Annotated in this window: 22 protein-coding genes; 11 read left to right on the top strand and 11 right to left on the bottom strand. The window is 37.1% G+C overall.

Annotated elements, in window-relative coordinates; genetic code table 11:
* Nucleotides 1-99: 99 nt before the first annotated feature.
* The 6 genes from purD (at nt 100) to ACH8JV_RS02060 (ending at nt 5965) form a co-directional block, all read left to right on the top strand.
* Nucleotides 100-1386 carry a phosphoribosylamine--glycine ligase gene (gene purD, locus ACH8JV_RS02085; RefSeq protein WP_396519460.1) on the top strand — a complete coding sequence of 429 codons (1287 nt, stop codon included), beginning with the start codon at nt 100-102 and terminating at the stop codon, nt 1384-1386.
* 471 nt (nt 1387-1857) lie between these two features.
* Nucleotides 1858-2730 carry a MetQ/NlpA family ABC transporter substrate-binding protein gene (locus tag ACH8JV_RS02080; protein WP_396519458.1) on the top strand — a complete coding sequence of 291 codons (873 nt, stop codon included), beginning with the start codon at nt 1858-1860 and terminating at the stop codon, nt 2728-2730.
* Between the two features lie 75 nt (nt 2731-2805).
* Entirely contained in the window at nt 2806-3831 is a 1026-nt protein-coding gene (locus ACH8JV_RS02075) for a methionine ABC transporter ATP-binding protein (RefSeq protein WP_004708029.1), read from the top strand.
* Complete coding sequence (locus tag ACH8JV_RS02070; protein WP_022575478.1) at nt 3828-4523, top strand: methionine ABC transporter permease; 696 nt, start codon at nt 3828-3830, stop codon at nt 4521-4523. Before ACH8JV_RS02075 ends, ACH8JV_RS02070 begins: the two co-directional genes overlap by 4 nt.
* A gap of 147 nt (nt 4524-4670) precedes the next feature.
* Nucleotides 4671-5402, top strand: a complete 732-nt coding sequence (gene gloB / locus ACH8JV_RS02065; protein WP_068933226.1) for a hydroxyacylglutathione hydrolase — start codon at nt 4671-4673, stop codon at nt 5400-5402.
* Nucleotides 5403-5761: 359 nt separating this feature from the next.
* A complete protein-coding gene (locus tag ACH8JV_RS02060) occupies nt 5762-5965 on the top strand; it encodes a hypothetical protein (RefSeq protein WP_000758190.1) in 204 nt (67 codons plus the stop codon).
* A gap of 240 nt (nt 5966-6205) precedes the next feature.
* Here the strand turns inward: ACH8JV_RS02060 and ACH8JV_RS02055 are convergent, their stop codons facing one another.
* A complete protein-coding gene (locus tag ACH8JV_RS02055) occupies nt 6206-7504 on the bottom strand; it encodes a dicarboxylate/amino acid:cation symporter (protein WP_019458359.1) in 1299 nt (432 codons plus the stop codon).
* A 480-nt stretch (nt 7505-7984) separates the two neighbouring features.
* A complete protein-coding gene (locus ACH8JV_RS02050; protein WP_396519456.1) occupies nt 7985-8545 on the bottom strand; it encodes a TetR/AcrR family transcriptional regulator in 561 nt (186 codons plus the stop codon).
* A 137-nt stretch (nt 8546-8682) separates the two neighbouring features.
* Between ACH8JV_RS02050 and ACH8JV_RS02045 the strand changes: the two genes are divergently transcribed.
* Nucleotides 8683-9885, top strand: a complete 1203-nt coding sequence (locus ACH8JV_RS02045; protein WP_396519454.1) for an MFS transporter — start codon at nt 8683-8685, stop codon at nt 9883-9885.
* Between the two features lie 40 nt (nt 9886-9925).
* Here ACH8JV_RS02045 and ACH8JV_RS02040 read toward each other — a convergent pair whose 3' ends face one another.
* Both ACH8JV_RS02040 and ACH8JV_RS02035 read right to left on the bottom strand, forming a co-directional pair.
* The gene (locus ACH8JV_RS02040; protein ID WP_022575474.1) at nt 9926-11077 is read right to left on the bottom strand and encodes a sterol desaturase family protein; all 1152 of its coding nucleotides are present in this window, start codon (nt 11075-11077) and stop codon (nt 9926-9928) included.
* Nucleotides 11078-11270: 193 nt separating this feature from the next.
* Complete coding sequence (locus ACH8JV_RS02035; RefSeq protein ID WP_396519452.1) at nt 11271-12617, bottom strand: PQQ-dependent sugar dehydrogenase; 1347 nt, start codon at nt 12615-12617, stop codon at nt 11271-11273.
* 349 nt (nt 12618-12966) lie between these two features.
* Here ACH8JV_RS02035 and yddG point away from each other — a divergent pair, with 349 nt between their 5' ends.
* The 4 genes from yddG (at nt 12967) to ACH8JV_RS02015 (ending at nt 15908) form a co-directional block, all read left to right on the top strand.
* On the top strand, nt 12967-13878 hold the full coding sequence (gene yddG, locus ACH8JV_RS02030; protein ID WP_396519450.1) for an aromatic amino acid DMT transporter YddG: 912 nt from the start codon (nt 12967-12969) through the stop codon (nt 13876-13878).
* A gap of 286 nt (nt 13879-14164) precedes the next feature.
* Nucleotides 14165-14737: a nuclear transport factor 2 family protein gene (locus tag ACH8JV_RS02025; RefSeq protein WP_213066062.1), complete on the top strand. Its 573-nt coding sequence runs from the start codon at nt 14165-14167 to the stop codon at nt 14735-14737.
* Nucleotides 14704-15198: a chalcone isomerase family protein gene (locus ACH8JV_RS02020; protein WP_396519448.1), complete on the top strand. Its 495-nt coding sequence runs from the start codon at nt 14704-14706 to the stop codon at nt 15196-15198. The genes ACH8JV_RS02025 and ACH8JV_RS02020 overlap by 34 nt, the downstream gene beginning before the upstream one ends.
* Nucleotides 15199-15215: 17 nt before the next feature.
* Entirely contained in the window at nt 15216-15908 is a 693-nt protein-coding gene (locus ACH8JV_RS02015) for a response regulator transcription factor (protein ID WP_396519446.1), read from the top strand.
* Here the strand turns inward: ACH8JV_RS02015 and ACH8JV_RS02010 are convergent.
* Genes ACH8JV_RS02010 through ACH8JV_RS01980 form a run of 7 tightly spaced genes read right to left on the bottom strand, consistent with a single transcriptional unit; the run spans nt 15905 to nt 23369 of the window.
* Nucleotides 15905-17233 carry a sensor histidine kinase gene (locus ACH8JV_RS02010; RefSeq protein WP_396519444.1) on the bottom strand — a complete coding sequence of 443 codons (1329 nt, stop codon included), beginning with the start codon at nt 17231-17233 and terminating at the stop codon, nt 15905-15907. The two genes, ACH8JV_RS02015 and ACH8JV_RS02010, sit on opposite strands and share 4 nt — an antisense overlap.
* 29 nt (nt 17234-17262) lie before the next feature.
* A complete protein-coding gene (locus tag ACH8JV_RS02005) occupies nt 17263-18312 on the bottom strand; it encodes an SAM-dependent methyltransferase (RefSeq protein WP_396519442.1) in 1050 nt (349 codons plus the stop codon).
* An 8-nt stretch (nt 18313-18320) separates the two neighbouring features.
* The gene (locus ACH8JV_RS02000; protein ID WP_396519440.1) at nt 18321-19100 is read right to left on the bottom strand and encodes a DUF1295 domain-containing protein; all 780 of its coding nucleotides are present in this window, start codon (nt 19098-19100) and stop codon (nt 18321-18323) included.
* Nucleotides 19101-19129: 29 nt separating this feature from the next.
* Nucleotides 19130-20329: a class I SAM-dependent methyltransferase gene (locus tag ACH8JV_RS01995; protein ID WP_396519438.1), complete on the bottom strand. Its 1200-nt coding sequence runs from the start codon at nt 20327-20329 to the stop codon at nt 19130-19132.
* Entirely contained in the window at nt 20326-21117 is a 792-nt protein-coding gene (locus tag ACH8JV_RS01990; RefSeq protein WP_396519436.1) for a DUF1365 domain-containing protein, read from the bottom strand. The genes ACH8JV_RS01995 and ACH8JV_RS01990 overlap by 4 nt, the downstream gene beginning before the upstream one ends.
* Nucleotides 21118-21138: 21 nt before the next feature.
* The gene (locus tag ACH8JV_RS01985) at nt 21139-22401 is read right to left on the bottom strand and encodes an NAD(P)/FAD-dependent oxidoreductase (RefSeq protein WP_396519434.1); all 1263 of its coding nucleotides are present in this window, start codon (nt 22399-22401) and stop codon (nt 21139-21141) included.
* A complete protein-coding gene (locus ACH8JV_RS01980) occupies nt 22398-23369 on the bottom strand; it encodes an acyl-CoA desaturase (RefSeq protein ID WP_396519432.1) in 972 nt (323 codons plus the stop codon). The genes ACH8JV_RS01985 and ACH8JV_RS01980 overlap by 4 nt, the downstream gene beginning before the upstream one ends.
* Nucleotides 23370-23412: the final 43 nt, after the last annotated feature.

Below are 23412 nucleotides of genomic sequence, written 5' to 3'. Positions count from 1 at the left end.
CTTTTATTCAGGAGGGTTTTCCACAATAATGGAACTATCTCTCCACTTCGAGAAATAGAGGGGGATGAAAAAGGATTAAAGTTAAGGAACAAATTAAAAATGAATATTTTAGTTTTAGGTAGCGGTGGTCGTGAGCATGCTTTAGCATGGAAAATCGCGCAAGATGCCAAAGTTACTCAAGTTTTTGTTGCACCTGGTAATGCTGGTACTGCAACAGAAGAAAAATGCGTTAACGTTCAACTTGATATTTTAGACAACCCAGCAATTATTGCTTTTGCTAAAGAAAATAATGTTGAACTCGTTGTTGTTGGTCCAGAAGCACCATTAGTAAATGGTGTAGTAGATGCTGCACGTGAAGCTGGTGTAAAAATTTGGGGACCGACTCAATATGCAGCACAACTTGAAGGCTCAAAAGCATTTGCTAAGCACTTTTTAAAACGCCATAACATTCCAACTGCTTTTTACGATGTATTTACTGAAGTTGATGCAGCTAAAGCTTACGTTGAAAAAAATGGTGCACCAATCGTTATTAAAGCTGACGGTCTTGCGGCTGGTAAAGGCGTAATCGTTGCAATGACCAACGAAGAAGCTTTTGCAGCAATTGATGACATGCTTGCAGGTAATAAGTTTGGTGATGCTGGTTCGCGTGTTGTAATTGAACAGTTCCTTGCTGGTGAAGAAGCTTCTTTCATTTGTATGATTGATGGCAAAAATATTTTACCAATGGCAACTTCACAAGATCACAAACGTATTTTTGAAGGTGATCAGGGTCCAAACACTGGTGGTATGGGTGCTTACTCTCCTGCTCCAGTTGTAACTCCAGATGTTTTTGAACGTGTAATGACGGAAATTATGCGTCCAACTGTTGATGGTATGGCTGCTGACGGACATGTTTACACTGGATTCTTATATGCTGGTTTAATGATTGATGAACAAGGTCAACCACGCGTAATTGAATTTAACTGCCGTTTTGGTGACCCTGAAACTCAACCAATCATGATGCGCTTAAAGTCATCTCTTGTTGATTTGGTTGAAGCAGGTATTGCAGGTAATTTACCAAAAGAAGCTGAGTGGGATGAGCGTAAGTCAATCGGTGTTGTACTTGCAGCAGAAGGATACCCAGATAGCGTACGTAAAGGCGATGTGATTTCTGGTATCGGCCAATCACCTGAAGATACTAAAATCTTCCATGCAGGTACTGCAACTCGTGAAGATGGCCACATTGTGACTTCTGGTGGACGTGTACTTTGCGTAACTGCTTTAGGTGACAGCGTTCTTGAAGCACAAATTAATGCTTTAGAAGTATGCGGCCAAGTAACTTTCACAGGTATGCAATACCGTAGTGACATCGGTTACCGCGCGATTGCACGTGAAAAAGCTGAATAAAAGTTAGCAAAAAAAGCTTCCTATTTAGGGAGCTTTTTTATTTTGTACACCAATAAAAGAAAATGATATAAATTTTTATAAGATTTATTAAGATATCAACAAATAGAAAAAAGCCCTCTATATCAACTACATTTTTATTGCTATCATTAGTACATAGTTGTAACTGTCATCAGACACTGCTGTTTTAATAATTTCCATAAAGACTTGCTCTACAAATTATGCCTGTAGAGAGTTTTTTAATATTCTAAATTTATGAATGCTCGTTTGGCTACTGTTGGGGATGAACTGTTTGGGGAAACAGTTTTTGTTTATTAAACAATTACCCTCTGTTATAGCCAAAATATGCAAGCAAATTATGGAACCCCAGAAAAAGATCACAGAGTTTAGACTAGTTGTAATTCCAACTCCTCTCTTTTCATATTGATATAGATCAATCGTTATTGTTCTATATCTTAATCAGGACTTTTTTAAATGAAAAAGCTGATCAGCCTTTTTTTAAGCATGTCAGTAGTATTATTGACAGCATGTAGCAAACAAGAAAATGCTCAACAAGCCGAACAAAACAATGATAGTACCAAAGTACAAACGGTAGTAATTGCCTCTACAGGTTCGGATGCTGACATTTGGCGTTATATCGCATCTTTACCTGAAACCCAAGCTGCTGGACTGAAGTTAGAAGTAAAAAACTTCTCAGACTCCGTTTCAATGAATACAGCAGTTGCAAATAAAGAAGTAGATTTGAACGCATTCCAAGCTTATTCTTATCTTACTGTATTTAATAATTCAAACCCGGATAAGATTGCAGCGGTTTCTACCACTTATATTGAGCCAATGGGGATTTATTCAAGTAAATACAAAAAAATTGAAGAACTTCCTGAAGGTGCAATTATTTCAATCCCGGATGATGCTGCCAGCGAATCTCGTGCGCTACTCTTGTTACAAACTGCTGGCTTAATCAAGCTTAAAGCTGACTATAATCCTGTTCAGGGCAGTCCAATTGATGTTATCGAAAATCCTAAAAAGATCAACATCAAACCAATCAAAATGGAAACTGCATTACGTCTTAAAAATGAATTTGATGCAGTTGTATTAAATAATACCATAGCACTCGAGGGAGGTTTAAACGTACTCAAAGATTCTATGTTCTATGAATCTATTGATCAAATCTCAAAAATTAGTGTAAACGTTCTAGCAACTACTGAATCACGTAAAAATGATCCTGTCTTGCAAAAAGTTGGTAAGCTTTACCACACTGCAGCTGTTAAAAAATACATTGAAGAACACTTTGGTGGAACAAAAGTTGACGTAGACAAACCAATCAGCTATCTCTCAGAAGCTAAATAGTAATATAATAGCCCAAACGTGAAACAGGCAAATTATCTTTGCCTGTTTTTTCTTTCAAGCATAGTTTCTGACGATATGATTCAATTTAAAAACATTTCAAAGCACTATCAGCTCAAAAGCCAAACCATACGCGCACTCGATCAAATCAATTTAGAGATTCCAGAGGGCAGTATTTTCGGCATTATTGGCTATAGTGGTGCAGGTAAAAGTACTTTAATTCGCCTGATTAATTTACTCGAACGACCAAATGAAGGTCAGATTATTATTAATCAAAAGGACTTCACTGCTTTAGATGCACGTTCATTACGTCAGGAGCGTGCAAATATTGGTATGATTTTTCAGCATTTCAATTTGCTTCAAACCAAAACAGTTGCTGAAAATATCGAAATGCCAATGCGCCTGCTAAATTACAAAAAAGCAGAACGTGAAAAGCGTTTAAATGAATTATTAGAGTTTATTGATCTTAAGCATAAAAAAGATGCCTATCCAGATGAACTGTCTGGCGGTCAAAAGCAACGTGTGGGTATTGCTCGTGCTTTGGCAAATCATCCTAAAATTTTATTATGTGATGAAGCCACATCTGCACTAGATCCGCAAACCACTCAATCAGTTCTAGAGCTTTTAAAGAAAATCAATCAAGAACAGAAAATCACAATTGTTATGGTTACACATGAAATGGATGTCATTGAATCTATTTGTGACCATGTTGCAGTTATGGAAGCTGGTAAAGTGATTGAGCAAGGCTCAACTATTGATATTTTTAGTAATCCTCAGCATCCAACAACTAAAAACTTTATACAAACTGTTTTACATCAACAGTTGCCAGTTAACATTCTAAATCAATTAGAAAATCAACATCACCACAGCATTTATTGCCTACAATTCTTAGGACGTTCGGCTCAAGAACCTGTGATTCAGTCACTTATTAAACAATATGATATTAGTTTAAATATCTTATTTGCCAATATGACTGAAATTAATGGCACAGTGATTGGTCAAATGTTTGTACAGCTTTTAGGTGACCCGCAGTTGATCAGTCAAGCGATTGAGTTTTTAGAGAAAAATGAAGTGAGCGTAGTTCAATCAGGAGATCAAGTATGAGAGATTTAATCGTACAATGGTTAACTGAACTTACTCAGCCTTTCTGGCACAGTTCCCTTTCTATGGACCAGTTTGTAACTGCCTTACAAGAAACCTTTAATATGGTGTTCTTTGCGCTTATATTTGGTGGTATTTGGGGCTTCATCCAAGGCATTATTCTGCTTGTAACTCGCCCAGAAGGGATCTTACCAAACAGATTCATTTATCATTTACTCAACCCAATTGTAAATGCTCTGCGTTCTCTCCCATTTATTATTTTGCTTATTGCAGTTATTCCTCTCACCAAGTTCTTGGTAGGTACTTCGATTGGTACATGGGCGGCAATCGTTCCTTTAACGATTTATGTTGGACCATATATGGGCCGACTTATTGAAACTTCCCTACTTGAAGTAAATGAAGGAATTATCGAATCTGCTCAAGCAATGGGTGCAACACCTTGGCAGATTATTTCACGCTTTATTTTACCTGAAGCTCGTAGTTCTCTTATTTTGAACTTAACAACTGCCACGATTAGCCTTATTGGTGCGACTGCTATGGCTGGTGCAGTTGGTGCTGGTGGTATTGGTGACTTAGCCATTTCTTATGGCTATCAACGTTTTGATACAAGCGTTGTGATTTTAACAGTCATTATCCTCTTGCTTTTAGTCCAAATTGTACAGACTTTGGGCAACTGGCTCTCTAAGATTCGTTAAGTCATTTATATAGAAAGCTCCCTAAACGGGGGCTTTTTTGTTTTTATAAGCTCTTGTCATTAAAAAGTTGAGTGCATGGCTTAATGCCATTTTCTGTTATTATCAAAATTAGTGGTTACTCTTTGGATTTGGTTTCAGGATAAAACAATGCGTTATAGAATTCATTTTATTGATGTGCAAAATGCCCTACAAAACTATATCTGGATTTTAGAAGATACTGAAACTCATGAAGCCGTTGCAGTTGATCCAACAGAAGCTGAGTTAGTCACTCAATTTTGCAATGACCATCATTTAACCTTAAAGCAAATTTGGCTTACACATTGGCATAAAGATCATATCGGTGGCGTTGCAGATTTAACGGCTAACTCTACTCTGACTGTATATGGTCCAAGAGATGAATTAAGTAAAATTCCTGGTATTACTCATCCCCTTCAACATGATGACCATCTAAAATTTAATGATTTAAAGGCAGAGATTATTGCCACACCAGGTCATACCCTGGGACATATTGTGTATTTTATTGAAGAGTTGAATGCGCTCTTTTGTGGAGATACTTTGTTTGCAATGGGGTGTGGCCGACTATTTGAAGGTACGGCAGAGCAAATGTATCACTCATTAAATCGTCTTGCAGCCCTTCCAACCACAACCAAAGTCTATTGCACGCATGAATATACACTTTCTAATGCTGAGTTTGCTTTAAGCGTAGAACCTGAAAATCATGCCTTACAAGAACGTGCAGAACAAGTTCGTAAGCTTCGCACAGAAGGTAAAATTACCCTACCAAGTAGTATTGAACTTGAATTGGCAACTAATCCATTTTTACGTGCTGAAAGTGTAGATGAGTTCGCTCATTTACGTAGTTTAAAAGATAATTTCTAAATTTATGGGCTCTATAGAAAGATACAGTTTCATTTTAAGAACTGTATCTTTTTGAATAAAGCATGTTTCATGAAATTATTTTTTACATTTATTGATTTTAAATTAACTTATTTTGATTAAATTTTATCCTAATCTTTTTATTTTTAAATAACCATAAAAATTAAATACTTACATTTTATTAGTACAAAAATTGATTACATAAAAACTGAATAAATTTATAAAATGAAGAAGATTACTTTATCTCTTTTACTTTTTTTACAAGTTGCAAAATAAAACAAAGTTTTCCCCCTTTAAAAAATCTAGGTAAATCCCTATTAATAAATAAGGTGTAAGACACGGATAGAAGAAGGAGTTCTCACGTGAAAAAGGTTGTTAAAGCTAAAAATTTAATTGCGTTCCGTATTTGGTTAGAAAAATTAGGGTATTCGGTTAAAAACTTGGCCGATGGAAAAGGTTTCACTTTCAGTTTTAAAAAAGAGTATGGCTTAGTCACGTGTGATTTGGCTGGTAACGCCTTAGCGATGCAATTAGGTGAAGAGTTTGAGGATCACTTAAAAGCGTAAGCTTGAGCTGTTTTGCATATACTATTTTCAGTATAGGCAACTTAAAAGTTTTGCTTTCAAAGTAGATCTATATGAGAGTTTGTGAAAATTTTATATTGGCCTCCCATAATTAAGCATTTACATACAAGATAGTTTTTTAAATTAAATTTTCGACTAGATAAAATAAAACCTGTAGCATGGCGCCTCTCCCAAATTGCCAATTGCTACAGGTTTTTTATTTCGAATTAAAATTTTAAATAATTAATTCGTTTTAGATTTACCTAATGCTTTATCTAGAACATCCTTGTCCAGAGCTTTGTCCCAACGAGCAACAACAATTGTTGCGCATGCATTACCAATTAAGTTAGTTAATGCACGACACTCAGACATAAAGCGGTCAATACCTAAAATGAGCGCCATACCTGCCACAGGTACAGATGGGACAACTGACAAAGTAGCAGCGAGTGTAATAAAGCCTGCACCCGTTACCCCTGCCGCACCTTTTGAACTCACCATTGCCACTAAAAGTAATGCAAGTTGTTCGCTAATAGATAAGTCCACATTACATGCTTGCGCAATAAATAAAGCAGCCATAGTCATATAAATGTTAGTGCCATCAAGGTTAAATGAATAACCTGTAGGAATAACTAAGCCCACTACAGATTTTTCACAGCCTGCTTTTTGCATTTTATCCATTAAAGACGGTAAAGCTGCTTCAGATGAACTTGTACCTAAAACCAACCAAAGCTCATCTTTGATGTAGCGTATTAAAGCAATAATTGAAAAGCCATTGTAACGCGCTACAGCACCTAAAATGATTAATACGAACAGTACAGCCGTGATATAGAAAGTCATAATCAACAGTAATAAATTACCGATTGATTCGATTCCATAAGCACCAATAGTAAATGCCATAGCTCCAAAAGCACCAATTGGCGCAAGTTTCATTAACATGCCAACCAAGTAGAAAACTGGTGCCGTTAAGTTATTTAGGAAATCAGTGATTGGACGTGCACGATCGCCTAAAGCAGCTAAAGAAATACCAAATAGTACTGCCACAAATAGAACTTGCAAAATTTCACCACCAGCAAGCGGACTTACCAATGTTTGCGGGATAATATTCATGAAGAAGTCAGTAATATTGGTGGCATGAGCCTTCTCAACGTAAGTATTTACCTTATCGCTGACTAAGGTTGCTGGGTCAATGTTTAGACCTTTACCCGGTTGAATGATGTTTGCCACAATCATACCAACCACAAGTGCAAGACTTGAGAAAGTAATGAAATACAGCATTGCTTTACCAGTCACGCGTCCAACCCGACTCATGTTCGTCATGCTGGCAATACCGGTAACCACAGTCAAAAAGATTACGGGAGCAATAATCATTTTAACGATTTTGATGAATGCATCACCGAGCGGTTTTAAGCTCTGTCCAAGCTCAGGGTAAAAATGACCAATTAAAACGCCTAAAATAATTGCAAAGATGACCTGTACATACAAAATTTGGTGAAATTTCTGTTTTTTCTGTACGGTTTCTTGGTCAAGGGTATTGAAATCCATTATCTAAATACCTGTTCGATGGGGATAAAAAAATAAAATATAAAGCGTGCACCACAAGCTGCTTTAAAGGAAGTGAAGCCATTGTAAAGAATAAAAAATACCCTGTGTTATAAATTTAGAAAATGTAAAATTTAAAAACCATGTATATTTTCATATATAAAGTCTGTCTTTTCCTACATTATTTAAAATTAAAATTTATATAAAAACTTTAAAAACACACCTAACCACATGTTTATTATTTAATTAATTTTATTAACCACTTCTTTAAGGACTTTTATCTTTTGTTTTTAATTCAACAAAATCACTATTTTTAAAATAAATGATTAAAACAATTTCATGTTTATTTTGAATTATGAGAATTTAGTTTTTAAATAATAAGAAATATTGATATATAGTTATTTAATAAAAACAAAACCCTATTTGGTGAGCTATTTAAATGAGCTATTTTTTATCTAAAAATAGGGAGTTACGCCTATTACTTTAAACAAATAGGCGTTTTAAAAGACCATGTATGTAATCTAGGCTTAATTCCTGATTGGTAAATAAAATACGAAATAGCATAGGTGCGATTACAGTCTCGATTATTTCTTGGTTCGGTATAGTGAACTCATTACGTAATTTTGCTCGATTTTGAATAATGTCGAGTTGTTGAATAATTAAGGTTTCACATTTACGCGCATTATTAGAATCCGAATTTGACGTATAGAGTACGTCTCGTAATAAATCTTGCCCAACTTCAGAAGCATATTCTTCAAAATATTGTTCAACCCATGCTGTGATATCTCGTTCAAATGAACCCAAATCTTTGGGCTCCATGTCTGGTTTGAGTTCATTTAAAGCTACATCTGAAAATAGCTGATTGATATCGCCCCATCGACGGTAAATGGTTGAAGGTGTTACTCCTGCTTGTGCTGCAATCATTGGAATTGTAATTTGGCTTTGCTGGAAATCTTTTTGTAATTCTTTTACAGCATTATGTACCGCAGTTTGTATTCTCTCGCTGCGACCACCAGGGCGTAATCCAGTAACAACTTTTGCCATTTATAAACTCTGTAAAGGGATCAAAAAATTTATAAATATTTATATCTATATACAAAATACACTAAAGCTAAGGATTTGCTTTAGTGTCAAAATAATGTATAAAAGCTAAATATTCGCTTTTATGTTATTCATGTTCTATGAACAATTCAAGTTCAAAACGGTCAAGAGCTGTTTTTCAATTAGATTCTGTAAGCGCTTTGACACTCAATACAATTACGCTTATGACATTTATGGCTGCATCTAGTGCACCAACGCCGCTCTACCGCCTATACCAACAGATATGGCAATTTTCACCGGTCACATTAACTTTAATTTTTGCAACTTATGCTTTTACGCTGCTGGGATCATTACTGATTATTGGTTCTTTGTCTGACTATATTGGACGTCGACCAGTCATTATTGCAGCCATTTCTCTGCAAATTATTTCAATGAGCTTCTTCTTATTTGCTTCAGATGTTTCGATGTTATTTATCGCTCGAGGTTTACAAGGAATCGCAACAGGGCTTGCTGTTTCAGCTATAGGAGCAGCCATTTTAGATTTTAGTAAGCTCCATGGCTCACTGATTAATAGTATCGCACCAATGATAGGTATGGCTGTTGGGATTTTCCTGACTTGTTCTATTTTGCAGCTTTCCGCTCACCCCTTACAGCTTGTTTTTGAATTCTTATGCTTTCTTCTTATTTGTGAACTCATTTTAAGTTTTCTTACCCCAGAGACTGCACAAAAAAGAGCTGGTGCGCTTGCTTCTTTAAAGCCTGCGATGGCTATTCCTACGCAAACGAAAAGTGCTTTATTAACTATTAGCCCAATTAATATTGCACTTTGGATGGTCAGTGGTTTCTTCTTGTCACTCATGCCATCTTTACTAGCAAAAATTTTCCATACTTCATCGGCATGGCTAAACGGTATTATGTTTATGGCGCTCGCCCTTTCCGGTGCGGCAGGTATATTAACGCTTAGAAAGTCGACAAATTTTCGTATTTTATTAACCGGTACGCTCTCGATTGCTATTGGTGCCATTGTCTTATTCATCGCCATTAACCTAACTAATGCTGTAGTTTTATTTTTAGGTTCTATTATTACTGGCGTTGGTTTTGGTACGGCTTTTATGGGAGCCATTCGTAGTGTAATGCCGCTGGCTCTTCCAGAAGAACGTGCTGGACTTATGGCAGCATTTTTCGTTGAAAGTTATTTGGCTTTTAGTATTCCTGCAATTTTAGCTGGCTATTTTGTGGGTAAGCTTGGACTGATGCATACAGCAAATAGCTACATCTGTTTTATTGTCTTACTATCACTTGTTGCCCTTTTCATGATTTTTAAAAATTTTAAAAATAAATAACTATATAAAAAAGCCTCGAACTGAGGCTTTTTTTTAACATTTACTGGTCACGCCAGCGTTTTAAAAAACGTTTTACATACTTTTTAAATGGCCAAGTAAACTGTTTTATAAAACTATTTGGAATTTTATAGCCAACCGTTCCATACACGCTCGCCAAGTGATTTGGCATATATACGGTTTTAAAAATAACATCATAAAGTGGAATAAAAGCAGCGTAATTTTTATCAATCGCAGGTTTTTCAGAAGAATGATGCCAATGGTGGAATTCCGGTGTTGCAATAAACCAACGTAAATATGGAAATCGAAAACGTACATTGGAATGAATAAAAATAGCGTGAAATGAAATAAAAATTAAATAGGCAAAAACAGCAGAAGTATGAAACCCTAAAAGAAAAATTGGTAGGGTAGCAATAAAGCGAGTCATTAAAACTTCAACAACATGTAAACGGGAAGATGCTAGCCAATCCATATATTCAGTCGAATGATGAATCGCATGAAAACGCCATAAAAAGTTAACTTCATGCATGGCTCGATGTAACCAATACACCGTAAAATCAACCACAATAAGCAATTCAATGAATTGCAGCCAAATTGGCTGAGCTTGAACATACGGCACAATTGGGTTATCAGGTAAATGCGTAATCCAATACTGAATTGGCATAACCGTTAAGAAGCTAAATAGTTGAATACCAATATGGCTGACCATGAAATATTTCATATCGGTCACCCAGCCCACTCTTAAGATCTTTTGTTCAGGGTTTTTAGCAAAAAAGCCTTCAAGGGGTATAAAAATAAAAGCCAAGATGACTAGGGTAAGTACAAAATAATCAATGCCTGCATAAAATGGTACGCTTGGAATGACTGGAGCATGAATAACACCACAGCCTAATACTGCTGCGATGAGTGCAAAGCATAAACCATAAAAGCCATATCGATTTTGTCGGATGATTGCACTAAATGCTCCAAAACCTGCGCTAATAATAATGCCTGTGATCAGTCCATAATAAAAAAGACTATAGTGCTTTGCATAAAGTGGACGTAACTCAGGAGTTGTCAGCACACTGGGAAACAAAAAACATAAAGCTCCAAATAAGCAAAGTAAGCTTAATGCCATGGATATAAAAGCACTAATTTTTCCTAAACCCGCATTAAGCTCTAAATTTTCAAATCTTGCTCTTAATTGATCGGTCATAATTCATATCAACAGTTCTTATTCTCTATGCCGCGCATGCTAACAAAATTTAATTATTAATTGTAAAAAGAACCTTATTTAACTCAGACTAAAAATAAATATATAAATAAAACTAACCAATCAACCCAAAAATAGGATTAATTGGTTAGTTATTATAAATATTTATCTATTTCAGAACGTGGAAATAGGCTATTTATTTTTTATATGGAGTCTCATAGGTTGTTTCAGCAACAGGTGAAACACGCCAAATTGTGTTACCGACATCATCTGCGACTAAAACAGCTCCTGAAAAATCAATTGCTACCCCCACAGGGCGTCCATAGGCTTTGCCTTTATCGCTGAGGAATCCAGTCAAAATATCTTGCGGTGGACCAGAAGGCTGACCACTTCTAAATGGAACAAAAATGACTTTATACCCACTGTGCGGCTTGCGGTTCCAAGAACCATGCTGCCCGATCAATGCACCTCCTCTAAATTGTGGCATCAGCTCGGCTGCATAAAATGTAAGACCTAAAGAAGCCGTATGGTTGCCTAGTGCATAGTCAGGTTTAATTGCACGAGCGACCATTGCTGGATTTTGTGGTTTGACTCGCACATCTACGTGTTGACCATAGTAACTATAAGGCCAGCCATAAAAAGCTCCATCTTGAACCGATGTCATATAATCGGGTACTAGGTCACTACCAATTTCATCACGCTCATTAACAACCGTCCAGAGTTTACCGCTTTGAGGTTGCCACGCCATACCATTGGGATTACGCAGTCCAGTTGCAAATGGACGTGACTGCCCGCTTGCGATGTCAAACTCCATAATTTGTGCACGGCCTTTTTCTTGATCTAGACCATTTTCAGCAACGTTACTGTTAGAACCGACGGTAATATAGAGCTTTGTCCCATCACGATTAGCAATAACATTTTTGGTCCAATGATGATTTAAAGGACCGCCAGGTAAGTCCAATACTTTAGTGCCACTCGCAGTAATTCTTGTCTCGCCTTCTTGATAAGGAAAACGCACAAGTGCATCCGTATTGGCAATATATAAATTATTACCGACTAGCGCCATACCAAATGGTGAGTTTAAATTTTGAAGAAATACAGTTTTCTGATCGGCAACTCCGTCTCCATTAGTGTCACGGAGTAAAGTAATACGGTTAGCACTCGGATGAGATGACCCTGCCCGTCTCATCACAAACGTCATGATTTTACCTTTAATGCCTTTACTGTCTTCGGGTTTAGGAGGAGCATCTGTTTCAGCAACTAACACATCACCATTTGGTAATACATAGAGCCAACGTGGGTGTTCAAGTCCTTTAGCAAATGCTTTTACTTTTAAGCCTTCTGCTGGAGTTGGCATAACACCACTTGGCCACCCTTGCGCGGGTGCTATATTTACGGTTGGTAATAAGCTCGTTTTTGGTTCGGGTAACTTTGGTTCGGGGCCATAACTCTCGGCAATCGGATATTGAGAGGATGAAGCACGCCCTGTAACTAGAACTACAACGGTCGTGCCTAAAATCGGCAGTAAAAAACGTGTAAGCATCTTTTATCTCCATTTCTTATTTTTTCGCAATATGCACAGGGTAATGCTTTAGAAGAGAGACTTATAGTTTATTTATTTAACTGTGCTGAGCAGTACAGTCTATATTTTAAAAATTTTAATACATAACCGAGTGTTTTCTAGGCACTTAAATCCCCTTCATCATAACTACAAATTAAAACTTCGCATTAGGATTATTACGTAAAGTATTTATGTTGACTGATAATAACTTATTAGCTAATTTTGTCGATCTCGCCTATTTTTTAATTAAAAATTCCTTTAACCTGACCTACTTTAACTATTTTTAACTTTCACGGTAGCTCAGGCGTTTAATTAAGTTCATTTATTTCCTATGTCAAAAAAATTAGCAACATTGATTGGTCTAAGTGCCATCCTAATGTGGGCCTCAATGGTGGGTTTTGTAAAACATATCACGACCGTGATTGGACCAGATATTGGAATTACACTGATCTACTCCTTAAGTGCGTTGCTACTCCTTATTATTTTTAGAGTGCCAAATTTTAAGTTAATTTCTAAAAAATATTTAATTTTAGGTGCCATTTTATTTATTGCTTATGAGCTATGTTTTTCGTTTGCTCTTGCTTATTCAAAGACGGCACAACAAGCGATTGAAGTAAGTATCGTGAACTACCTTTGGCCAAGTTTGACGGTATTAGCTTTTGTCATTTTTAGAGAGCTAAAATTTAATGTTTTTATTATTTTAGGCTTAATCATTTCAATTTTCGGTATTATTTTTATTCAAACTGGAAACGGAAGTTTTAGTCTAAGCCGAGTTATTGAAAACTTTTATAGCAATCCTCTAAGTTATATTTTGGCATTTATAGGTGCCATAATTTGGGCTTTTTACTGCGTTTTGACTAAGAAAATAGGTAAAGGGCAAAACCCTATTTCTATTTTCTTTATTGGCGTTGCTGCAACTTTGTGGCTAAAGTTGTTCTTTAGTGGTCAAGTTGTTTTGCCATCACTCGATTTAAATACAACTTTATCTCTAGTCTTCGCATCCACTGCAATTGGGCTAGGTTATGCAGCATGGAATATTGGCATTATTCATGGCAACACAACCATGCTGGTGGTTGCTTCTTACTTTACGCCCATTATCTCTTCTTTGCTTGCCATGTTGGTTTTACAAACAGAGTTATCAATCAGCTTTTGGCAAGGAACGGCTATGGTTACAGCAGGTTCTCTCATTTGCTGGCTTTCAACAAATTGGGCAGTTATCAGTACTTACTTCAAAAAGAATTAAAAGCTTAGGTCATACTGATACAGACTTATCAGCAACAGAGTTAGTTTTAGTTTTTTGCTCTAAAGCAAAATTTACAGCTTCTTTTGCATGACTAGAAGAAAATTGCTGTTTATCTTTTCTTAGCCTAGTTATTTTTAATATTAAAAAATATTAGAACCTCAAAATATCTTCAAACAAGCGAACAATAATCAGTGATTTTCCCTTCAACGTGAAAAACTCAAGAATTCACGCAAACTTCACGACTAGCTCTTTAATTTAATCTTATAAAGTTGGCTAGGATTTATACATGAAAATTATAACTACTGCCTTAGGGCTGATTACCTTAGTAGGTCTAACAGCATGCAAAAGTGTGCCTAGTTATTCAGGTGATTATGGTAAAGCCGAACAACAAATTACTGGTGTTACATTAAATGATGAGCAAGCACTAGAGATTGGTAATCACTTTGTTGCTGCGTTTAACACTTTGGGCACACCATCTTTTGTAAAGAATGCAAGCGATCTTTATGCAGATCAACTGTATATCAACGATACCCTCTCACAGTTTTCTCAGAAAAAAGATTTGATTAAACACTTTGAGGGTATGAACACACGCGTCAGTAACGTCACAGTCAAACTCATAAGTGCAACTCATCATCAAGATAGCGCCTACATCCATTGGTACATGACCTATGACTTTAAAATGCTAGGGCGCTCAAAAACCATGGCTTCTTATGGAATTAGTCAAATCAAAATTAATGATCAACAAAAAATTATTTTCCAACAAGATTTCTGGGACCCAGCAAACGGTCTTTATCGTTCTTTACCTGTATTTGGAGGAGTTTATAAATGGATATTGCCGTTCAAAAAAGCCGAATCTTAATACTTCTGGGTATTTTAATTGCATCCCACGCAAATGCGGCTGAACTGAAAAAATGTAGTTCAGCACCTTTAACAGTAACGAGTCAAAAAGTAGGAAATGTCAGTTACTTTGCTGAGGATTGCCTAAAAAATTGGCAAAAACAAAGCATAAAAATGGATTTTAGCTATAACCGAGATATTCCCGAATGGGCATTTAAACGAGCAGCAGCCCATTATTTGAAGAAAAATATTAGTGGATTTGATACAAAATCTCCGCTTAATCACATTAATGACCTTTATAGACCAATTAAGAGCGGAGATTTATATAGTCTCTCTTATCAACATGAAAATCAAAAACTAGAGCTAAAATTAAACCAGAAGCTACTGGGTTCTATAAATAATCCAAATGCAAATCAATATTTTAAAATCTGGTTTGGTGCTGAACCATTTAATGCTAAATTAAAACAACAACTATTAAATTAATGGCTTAATAAAATCTTATGGGTAATCACTTTATCCTCATGGTTGAGGACCATTTTGAACTGGCGGCAACCGTTTGCGAATTTCTTGAAGTACACGGTTATGTCATTGATCATGCCCGTAATTTAGATGCAGCACGTTCTTTTCTTAAATCGCAGCACTATCATCTTTTACTTCTTGATATAAACTTACCCGATGGTTCAGGTTATGACCTATGTAATTGGCTACGTACTGAACAAGGGGTTGATATTCCTGTGCTGATGCTGACAGCAAGAGACACCTTAGACGACAAACTTAAAGGATTTACTGCTGGTACAGATGATTATTTAGTTAAGCCCTTTGATTTTAATGAATTAGTGATGCGTATTCGTGCCTTAATTAAAAGAGCCGCGGGTGAAGTCGCCAATCATAAAATTCAGATTCACGACTTAATTCTTGATAGCGCAACTCAAACAGTTGTTCGTGCTGGAAACAGTATCGAATTGCCACCTATCCAATTTAAACTATTAAAAATTTTGATGCGCCAGTCTCCGAAAGTGGTAACCAAACAAGAACTTATGATGGAACTATGGGGAGATGAAGAGCCCGAAAGCGATGCTTTACGTAGTCATATTTATAATTTAAGGAAAATGGTAGATAAACCTTTTGACCCTAAACTATTACACACGGTAGCAGGTGTCGGTTTAAAAATTGCTTTAGATGATGCTGATTAACTTAAATAAACTACAACTATTAAACCCGTAGTCATTTCTAAGTCCAGATCAGGATGGGTCGCTAAGTAATATTGCCGATCAAACAATTCCACTCGCCAACCTAATTGTTTGCAAAGCTTCTGTACCAGTTGTAACCCAATGCCATGACCTTTAGCTTTTAAAGAGAGTTGTGAATCACTAAGTTCCTGAACCTTCATATCATTTGGTAACGAAATTCCGATGCCATTATCCGCAATAATTAGGCTGTTTTTTTGTTGGATAATATCGATTTGTGAACCTTGGGAATAATTAAGAGCATTACGCAAAATATTACTTAAAACCATTTTGGTCATAGATGGATATAACCAGCGTGGTTGTTCGGCTGAGTCTGGGTGAATATGCATATGTATACCTTTACTCACACTTACGCCTTCTAAACTTTCGACTAAGTCCTCCACAATTTCAGACAATAAATTCTTTTCAGACGGTAAACTTTTTACCGTATTACGCGCAATCGCAAGTAAAGTGTCGACGAGCAATTGCATATCTTCGATTGTATTGTGAAGACGAGTTAAAGCTTTGTCTTCTCCATATTTGGTCTGACAAAGTTGCACATTACCCTTCAAAATGGTGAGTGGCGTGCGCAGTTCATGACTAACATCGCCGGTAAACTCTCTTTCACGCCGAATAAATTCACTTAAAACTTGATGATATTTTTCCAGAGCCTGTTTTAAGTACTCTGCTTCCATATTGCCATTGGTATTTATATCTTTAAATGGAGATGCTTGTGTGTCTTGATGTGCCCAATCAATATTTTCTAACGCATTTGCTAAACGTGTAATAGGAGAAAAATAGCGCCTCGCTCTTCGATTTGACCACCACAAAAAGCTATATAAAACAGACAAACTGAACATGAGCGGGGCAAGTCCAAATAACCAGACCAACTTATTGACATTACTTTCGCCAAACACCAACAGTACATGCTGGCCGTTTCGCTCACCGTATACAGTCATACGTTCTTTACCATCAATAAAGATTCGATGTACCCCACTCTCTAAATGCATATCTTTAAAGGGTTGAGGAGCGATCTGTGTATTCCACCGATATCCATATAAGTTTTTAGTGTCTGGCAGGTCTGCATTGGGATTGCGATCTATACGCAACCAATAATGCTCCATTTCCTGCTCTAAAGCCGTTTTAAGTAAAGAGCCTTTAATCACCCAAGCACTACATGCCAACCCGACCACGATTGATAAGGCAATTAGACCTATCTGCAACCAATAATATCGATTGAACATTTGGGCTAATGGATGACTAGCTTTGCCATCGTTTCGAGTTCTTATCATATCTTTATCGCCGGAATAGGCTGTCAAAATTACAATGATCGCTTTTTAAATAAATAGTGACCAATGACCCACTCTTGTCCTTGTTCAAAACCAAAAAGCTCGGCACAAGCCATGAAGAAAATACGCCAGCGTTGCCACCAAATATTGGCATCTTTTCCATAGATTTTTTTAAATAGCGGCTTAAGCTCTTGCTCTTGATTATCCATATTTTCAAGCCAAGCATTCGCAGTTCTCATATAATGCTCACCGGACCACTGCCAGTGCTGAGCCAACTCTAAATGCTCTTGAAAATGTAGAAAAGTTGAAGTTGAAGGCATTAAACCGCCAGTAAAGAAATACTTGGACATCCAATCATAGTCTGATTTTACTTCAAAAGGATAATGCAAAAAGCGATGACAAAAAATATGACACCAGAGTAAGCCGCCAGGCTTTAACCATCCCTGAATTTTCTCAAATAGACGTTGATAGTTTCGGACATGTTCAAACATTTCGACCGATACAACACGATCAAATTGGCCTTTATCTAATTCAAGTACATTTACATCACAGGTGAGCACTTCAACATTAGTCAAACCTCTCAATTCTACTTGCCCAAGAATATGCTTCTTCTGCGTTGCAGAGTTTGAAACAGCCGTAATCTGTGAATGTGGAAAGTTTTCTGCCATCCATAAGGTTAAAGAACCCCATCCACAGCCTAGCTCTAAAATGTGTTGACCATTTTTGAGTTGTGCACGTTCACAATAAAGCTGAAGTGCAAGCTTCTCTGCCTGATCTAAAGTTGTTGTTTTAGTCGGAAAATAACATGCACTATATTTGAGTCTTTTTCCAAGCACCGCCTGAAAGAACTCAGTCGGTAATTCATAGTGCTGCTCGTTTGCCTTGTCTGTTTCAACAGCGATTTCGCTCTTCTTCAGCATATTAAGCACATCCATATAGCGCTGTGCCCCTTGCTCAGGGTCATAACGGCCTTCTTGAATTAAACGCTTTTTGCTTAAAGCACGAATTGCAGCCCTGATTGCATGGTCTGGAACAACACCACTTTCAACAATTTTCAAAGACTGATGAACGATAAAATCCATATGCGCACCTATTTTTTGGGTTTTCGCGGAATAAACATTGATGTTTTCTGTTGATAATCAAGATAATTTTGACCGCGACTTTTAATTGCCTGTTTTTCGCTAAATGGAATACCTGTGACGTAGTATAAAAATAGCCACATCAATAACGGATAAATCCACAATACATATTGGCCCGCAGCTAAACCAATGATTGGATAGGCAAACCAATGTAACCATTCAAAAAAATAATTGGGGTGACGTGAATAACGCCATAAGCCTTGATCCATGGTTTTGCCATGATGATCTGGATTTAATTTAAATCGGTATAGTTGCTGATCAGCGAGCTGCTCTCCAATAAAGGCAATCGCCATGATGACGGCCGCAATCACTAAAGTGACTTTATATCCACTACTCCATTCAGTTGCTTCTACATTGAGGAGCATCCACATTGGTAAGAAGAACAAAAGCACTAAAAGTGTTTGAAAGATAAAAAATAAGAAGAAGCCAAAATACTGAAACTTTCCCATCGCTTTACGCATACTCGCGTAACGGCCATCTTCTTTTTGTTCAGATTGATAACGTCTTAACAGATGCCAAAATAATCTTAAAAACCATAGGCCACTAAAAAGACCAATAAAAATTCGTACTTCAACAGGAGCAACTGAAATGAGTAAAGAAGACACAATAATGTTTACTGCCAGACAGAAACTCCATGCGGCGTCCACAATCCCAGCACGACCATTTGCAGTGGCGAGTAGCCAACTCAGCAACATGATGAGTAAATCCAGAATCAGTAAATTCCATAACATGAGCATTCTCCTTGCTTGATGTGTTTGGGTTAGTAACTGGTACTTTCAAACAACAAGTGAACATTGCTTATTACGCCTTCTTTAAAGCCACCCTCGCAATAACATAAATAGAAATCCCACATTCGAATAAAGTTTTCATCAAAACCCAGAGCCAAAACCTGTTCTCGGGCTGCTAAAAACCTTTCTCTCCAGTGATGAATTGTTTGTGCATAACTTAGACCAATGTCATTTAAATGTTTTAACCTCAAACCACTTTCAGAGGCGGTTTGGGTCAATATCGCTATGCTAGGAATAAAGCTACCAGGGAAAATATAGCGTTTAATATAATCGACTGTATTTAGTGCTTTTTTATAGCGAAAATCTTCAATGGTGATAGCTTGAATAAATGCCAAACCTTTCGGTTTTAACAATGCCTTACACTGATCAAAATATGTCGACAAATATTGCGCACCAACTGCTTCAACCATTTCAATTGACACTAACTTATCAAACTTTCCTTCAAGCAAACGGTAGTCTTTGAGTTGCACATCAATTCGATGTGCCAAGCCAGCTTCATTTACACGAGTAACAGCTTCATCATATTGCGCTTGCGAAATAGTAATTGTGGTCACTTTACAGCCATAGTGTTGAGCTGCATAAATTGCAAAACCACCCCACCCACTTCCAATTTCAACCAAATGATCTAATGGTTTTAAATCGAGCTTTTTACAGATAATGTCTTTTTTTAAGTCAGATGCTTCTTCAAGTGTCATATTTTCATGTTCAAAAACTGCACTTGAGTACATTAAAGATGGATCTAAGAAGAGTTTAAAAAAGTCATTGCTTAAGTCATAGTGCTCAGCAATATTCTTACGGCTACCCGTTATAGAATTCTTTCTATTTCTATACCAAGCCTTGAGCAAAAACTGGCTCGCTTGAGCAATAACATTCTGGTTGATTTGGTCCAATACAGCTCGGTTACGTGCCAAGATCTGAATCAACTCGACAAGGTGCTCGCTGCTCCAGTCACCACGAATGTAGCCTTCTGCTGCTCCCAAAACACCATTTTTTAAAATAAGATCCATCAATAAAGGATTGTGAACTTCAATCACAGCATGTAAGTCTGAAACTTCACCGACCGTCCCATTCCACGTGCCCTGAAAAGTGATCTGTCCATGACGTAGTTTGAGAAGACTCTTGAGCAGTAACGGTAGTGAGTCATCTTCACCATAAAGAAATGTTTTTATCATGTCTTATCTACCTTGATCTTTTTAGGATGACGATAAAATGGAACTTTTTTTCGCCACAACTTAAATGCCTCTAAATATATGGAAAACAGCATTTTAAAAGGCGCTAGGCTGTTGATAAGAGCATATCGATATTGCTGTGAAGGAAATGTGATGGCATTAAGCTCAAAACGCATAGTGGCATCAAAGACTTGTTTTTGTTCCTCAAAAAGCTGCATATGAATAACATTTTGAAAGTCGGAAAAACTAAATCGCCATTTATATGTGAGTTGCATGGGCATAAACGGCGATACATGAAATGACTTTTCAAAGTTAAAATCGAAACTCTGATAATCACCCACCTGACCTTGTTGTTTTATACAGTCGTGTGTATAGACTTTTCGTTCATTCCACGGGGTGTTGGTAATTTCGCTAAGAATAAAAAGCGGTTGGCCTGTTTGACTTAAAACAAAATAAAATACGACTGAATTAAACCGAAAACCCAAACAACGAGGCAAAGCCAATACTCTGATTTGCCAATCTGAACCCATATATAAGTTGTTATTTTGCAATAATGCTTTTTCTATTTTTTCCCTAATAGAACCGCTGTACATATTTAAAAAATCATTTTCGGATAGTTTTAATACATTCCAGTGATCCGTCGACCAGAGTGAACAATCTTTTGTAATTTCATTTAGTTGATCTGGATCGAACCACAAATAATTTAAGGTCGAGGTAAATTGGTGTGGTTTGGGGCTATAACGCCGATGACGAATAAACGCAGGAGCGATAGCAAGTTTATTTAATAACATTTGATAGCTCCTTATTTATTTTTATAACGCTAAGAGTTGCTCTACAACACGTGCTGCACTACGGGCCCCATCTTCATGAAAGCCCCAACCCCAATATGCCCCACAAAATGAAGTCCGATTTTGCCCATTAATTTCGTGCCAACGAGATTGAGCTTGAATCGCTTTTGCATCAAATACAGGATGACGATATTTACGCTCAACCAAGACGTCTTCAGCTTTAATTTTCATATTCGGGTTTAAAGTACAAAAAATCTGAGTTTTGCAGGGTAAGTTCTGCAAATTATTCATCCAGTAGGTAAAACCATAATGTATGTCGTACTCATCGTTTTGAGCTTGTGATATTGGCGTTACATGTACATGCCAACTTGCCCACTGCAAACGGCTTTTAGGCATAATGGAAAGATCACGGTGAACCACCATTCGATTATCTTGATAACCAAATTGGCTTAATATTTCCCGTTCAAGTTCTGACGCATCTTTAATTAAACTTAGGCTATCGTCAGCATGGCTGGCAAAAATTACCCAGTCATATTGTGCTCGCCCTTCTGAAGTTTCGATCCACACTATTTCTGGTGAACGGCTCACAGCTTTTACTTCTGCAAATTTCCATTCAAGGGATGGGCAGTTCTTTTGAATAGCATGGATATAACTTGCCGAGCCATGTTTAACTGTTTGCCATTGCGGCCGCTCTTTTAGCTGTAACATGCGGTGATGTTGAAAAAAACTCACCACAAATCGATATGGAATTTGGCCTACCTGCTCAACGGGAGCCGACCATAATGCGCCGCACATCGGATAAAGATGCTCATAACGGAACTCATGACTATATTTATGGAGGTCTAAATATTCTTCAATCGATAAATTAGGATCAATATCTGCCACGTCTATATCTTTATTGTCATCATAAAAACGTAGCAAATCTGAGAGCATTTGCAGAAATTTACGGTTTAAAAAGTTCTGTGGACACGCAAACAGCGACCACTTTTTTGAAGGATTATATTGAAGTCCACTGACCAGATTATTTACCGAAAAACTCATATCGCTACTTTGAGTTTCGACGCCTAATTTTTTAAGCATGTCGGTAAATAACGGATAGTTGTAGTCATTAAACACGATAAAACCACTATCTACCGCGACTTTAGCACCTTCTATCTCTAGCTCGTGAGTGTCAGTATGACCACCAAAATAGTTATTTTTTTCATATACCGTAACTTGATGCTGTTTTGACAATTTCCAAGCAGCATAAAGCCCCGATATACCTGAACCAATAATGGCAATCTTCATAACACTTCCCCATTTTCAATTTTTTCTATCGGTAGATCTTTAATTTTTTTATATTGGTAAACTTTATTCGGTACGGGTTTTAACCCCCATACCAAACCAAATAAAGACATGACTTTGAGAATATAAAAGGTGATATCAATCTGCCACCAATGAAAACCTTGTCGAACACTACCCGCATAAAAATGATGGTTGTTGTGCCATCCTTCACCCAAGGTAATTAAAGAGAGAAAGAAATTATTACGGCTATCATCTGGAGTATTAAACTCTCGTGAGCCATAACGATGAGCAAGTGAGTTAATACATAAGGTTGCATGTGTTAACAGAACAGTGGAAATTACAAATCCCCACACTAAAAGCTGTAAGCCATTGGTACCCAACGCAGGGAAACGCTGCGCCAGCCATGAACCTAAACCGTAAATTGCTAAGGCCGTCAAAATCACAATAGGTAAGCTAAATCGGTCAAGCCAAATCAGTTCCGGATACTTCAACCAGTCTTTAATGACCTTTTTTCGAGTGGCAAAATTCTGCTCGTTCAAAAACCAGCCTACATGCGAATACCAAAAACCTGCTTTCGCTGAATGCGGGTCCTGATCGGTATCGGTAAAGTGATGGTGATAACGGTGGTGTGCTGCCCACCATAACGGTCCGCGCTGTGCACTCATGGTTCCAATCAAGATAAAAATAAATTGGACAACACGGGAGGTTTGAAAAGTTTTATGCGAAAGATAACGATGGAAAAAAGCAGTAATTGCGAACATGCGAAGAAAATAAAAACCAAGCATGAAGACCACAGCGAACCAAGACACCCCCACCCAAAAAGCGGCTAAACAAGCGATATGCAATAAAATAAAAGGTATGATTCTTAACCATTGAATTTTCTTTTCAATGATATATTCACCCGAACTAGTAAGCTGCGCATTTTCTGAATCTGACCAGCTATCGATCCAGCGTAGAAAAAATTTAGACATTGATTCTTCCTGATCTAAAGCATTTCTTTATTTATTAATTTAG

Origin of the sequence: Acinetobacter sp. ABJ_C5_2 (assembly GCF_044538485.1) — a bacterium.
Taxonomy (GTDB): domain Bacteria; phylum Pseudomonadota; class Gammaproteobacteria; order Pseudomonadales; family Moraxellaceae; genus Acinetobacter; species Acinetobacter nosocomialis_A.
The sequence above is the reverse complement of the archived record's forward strand: the minus strand, read 5'-3'. Positions and strand labels throughout refer to the sequence as shown.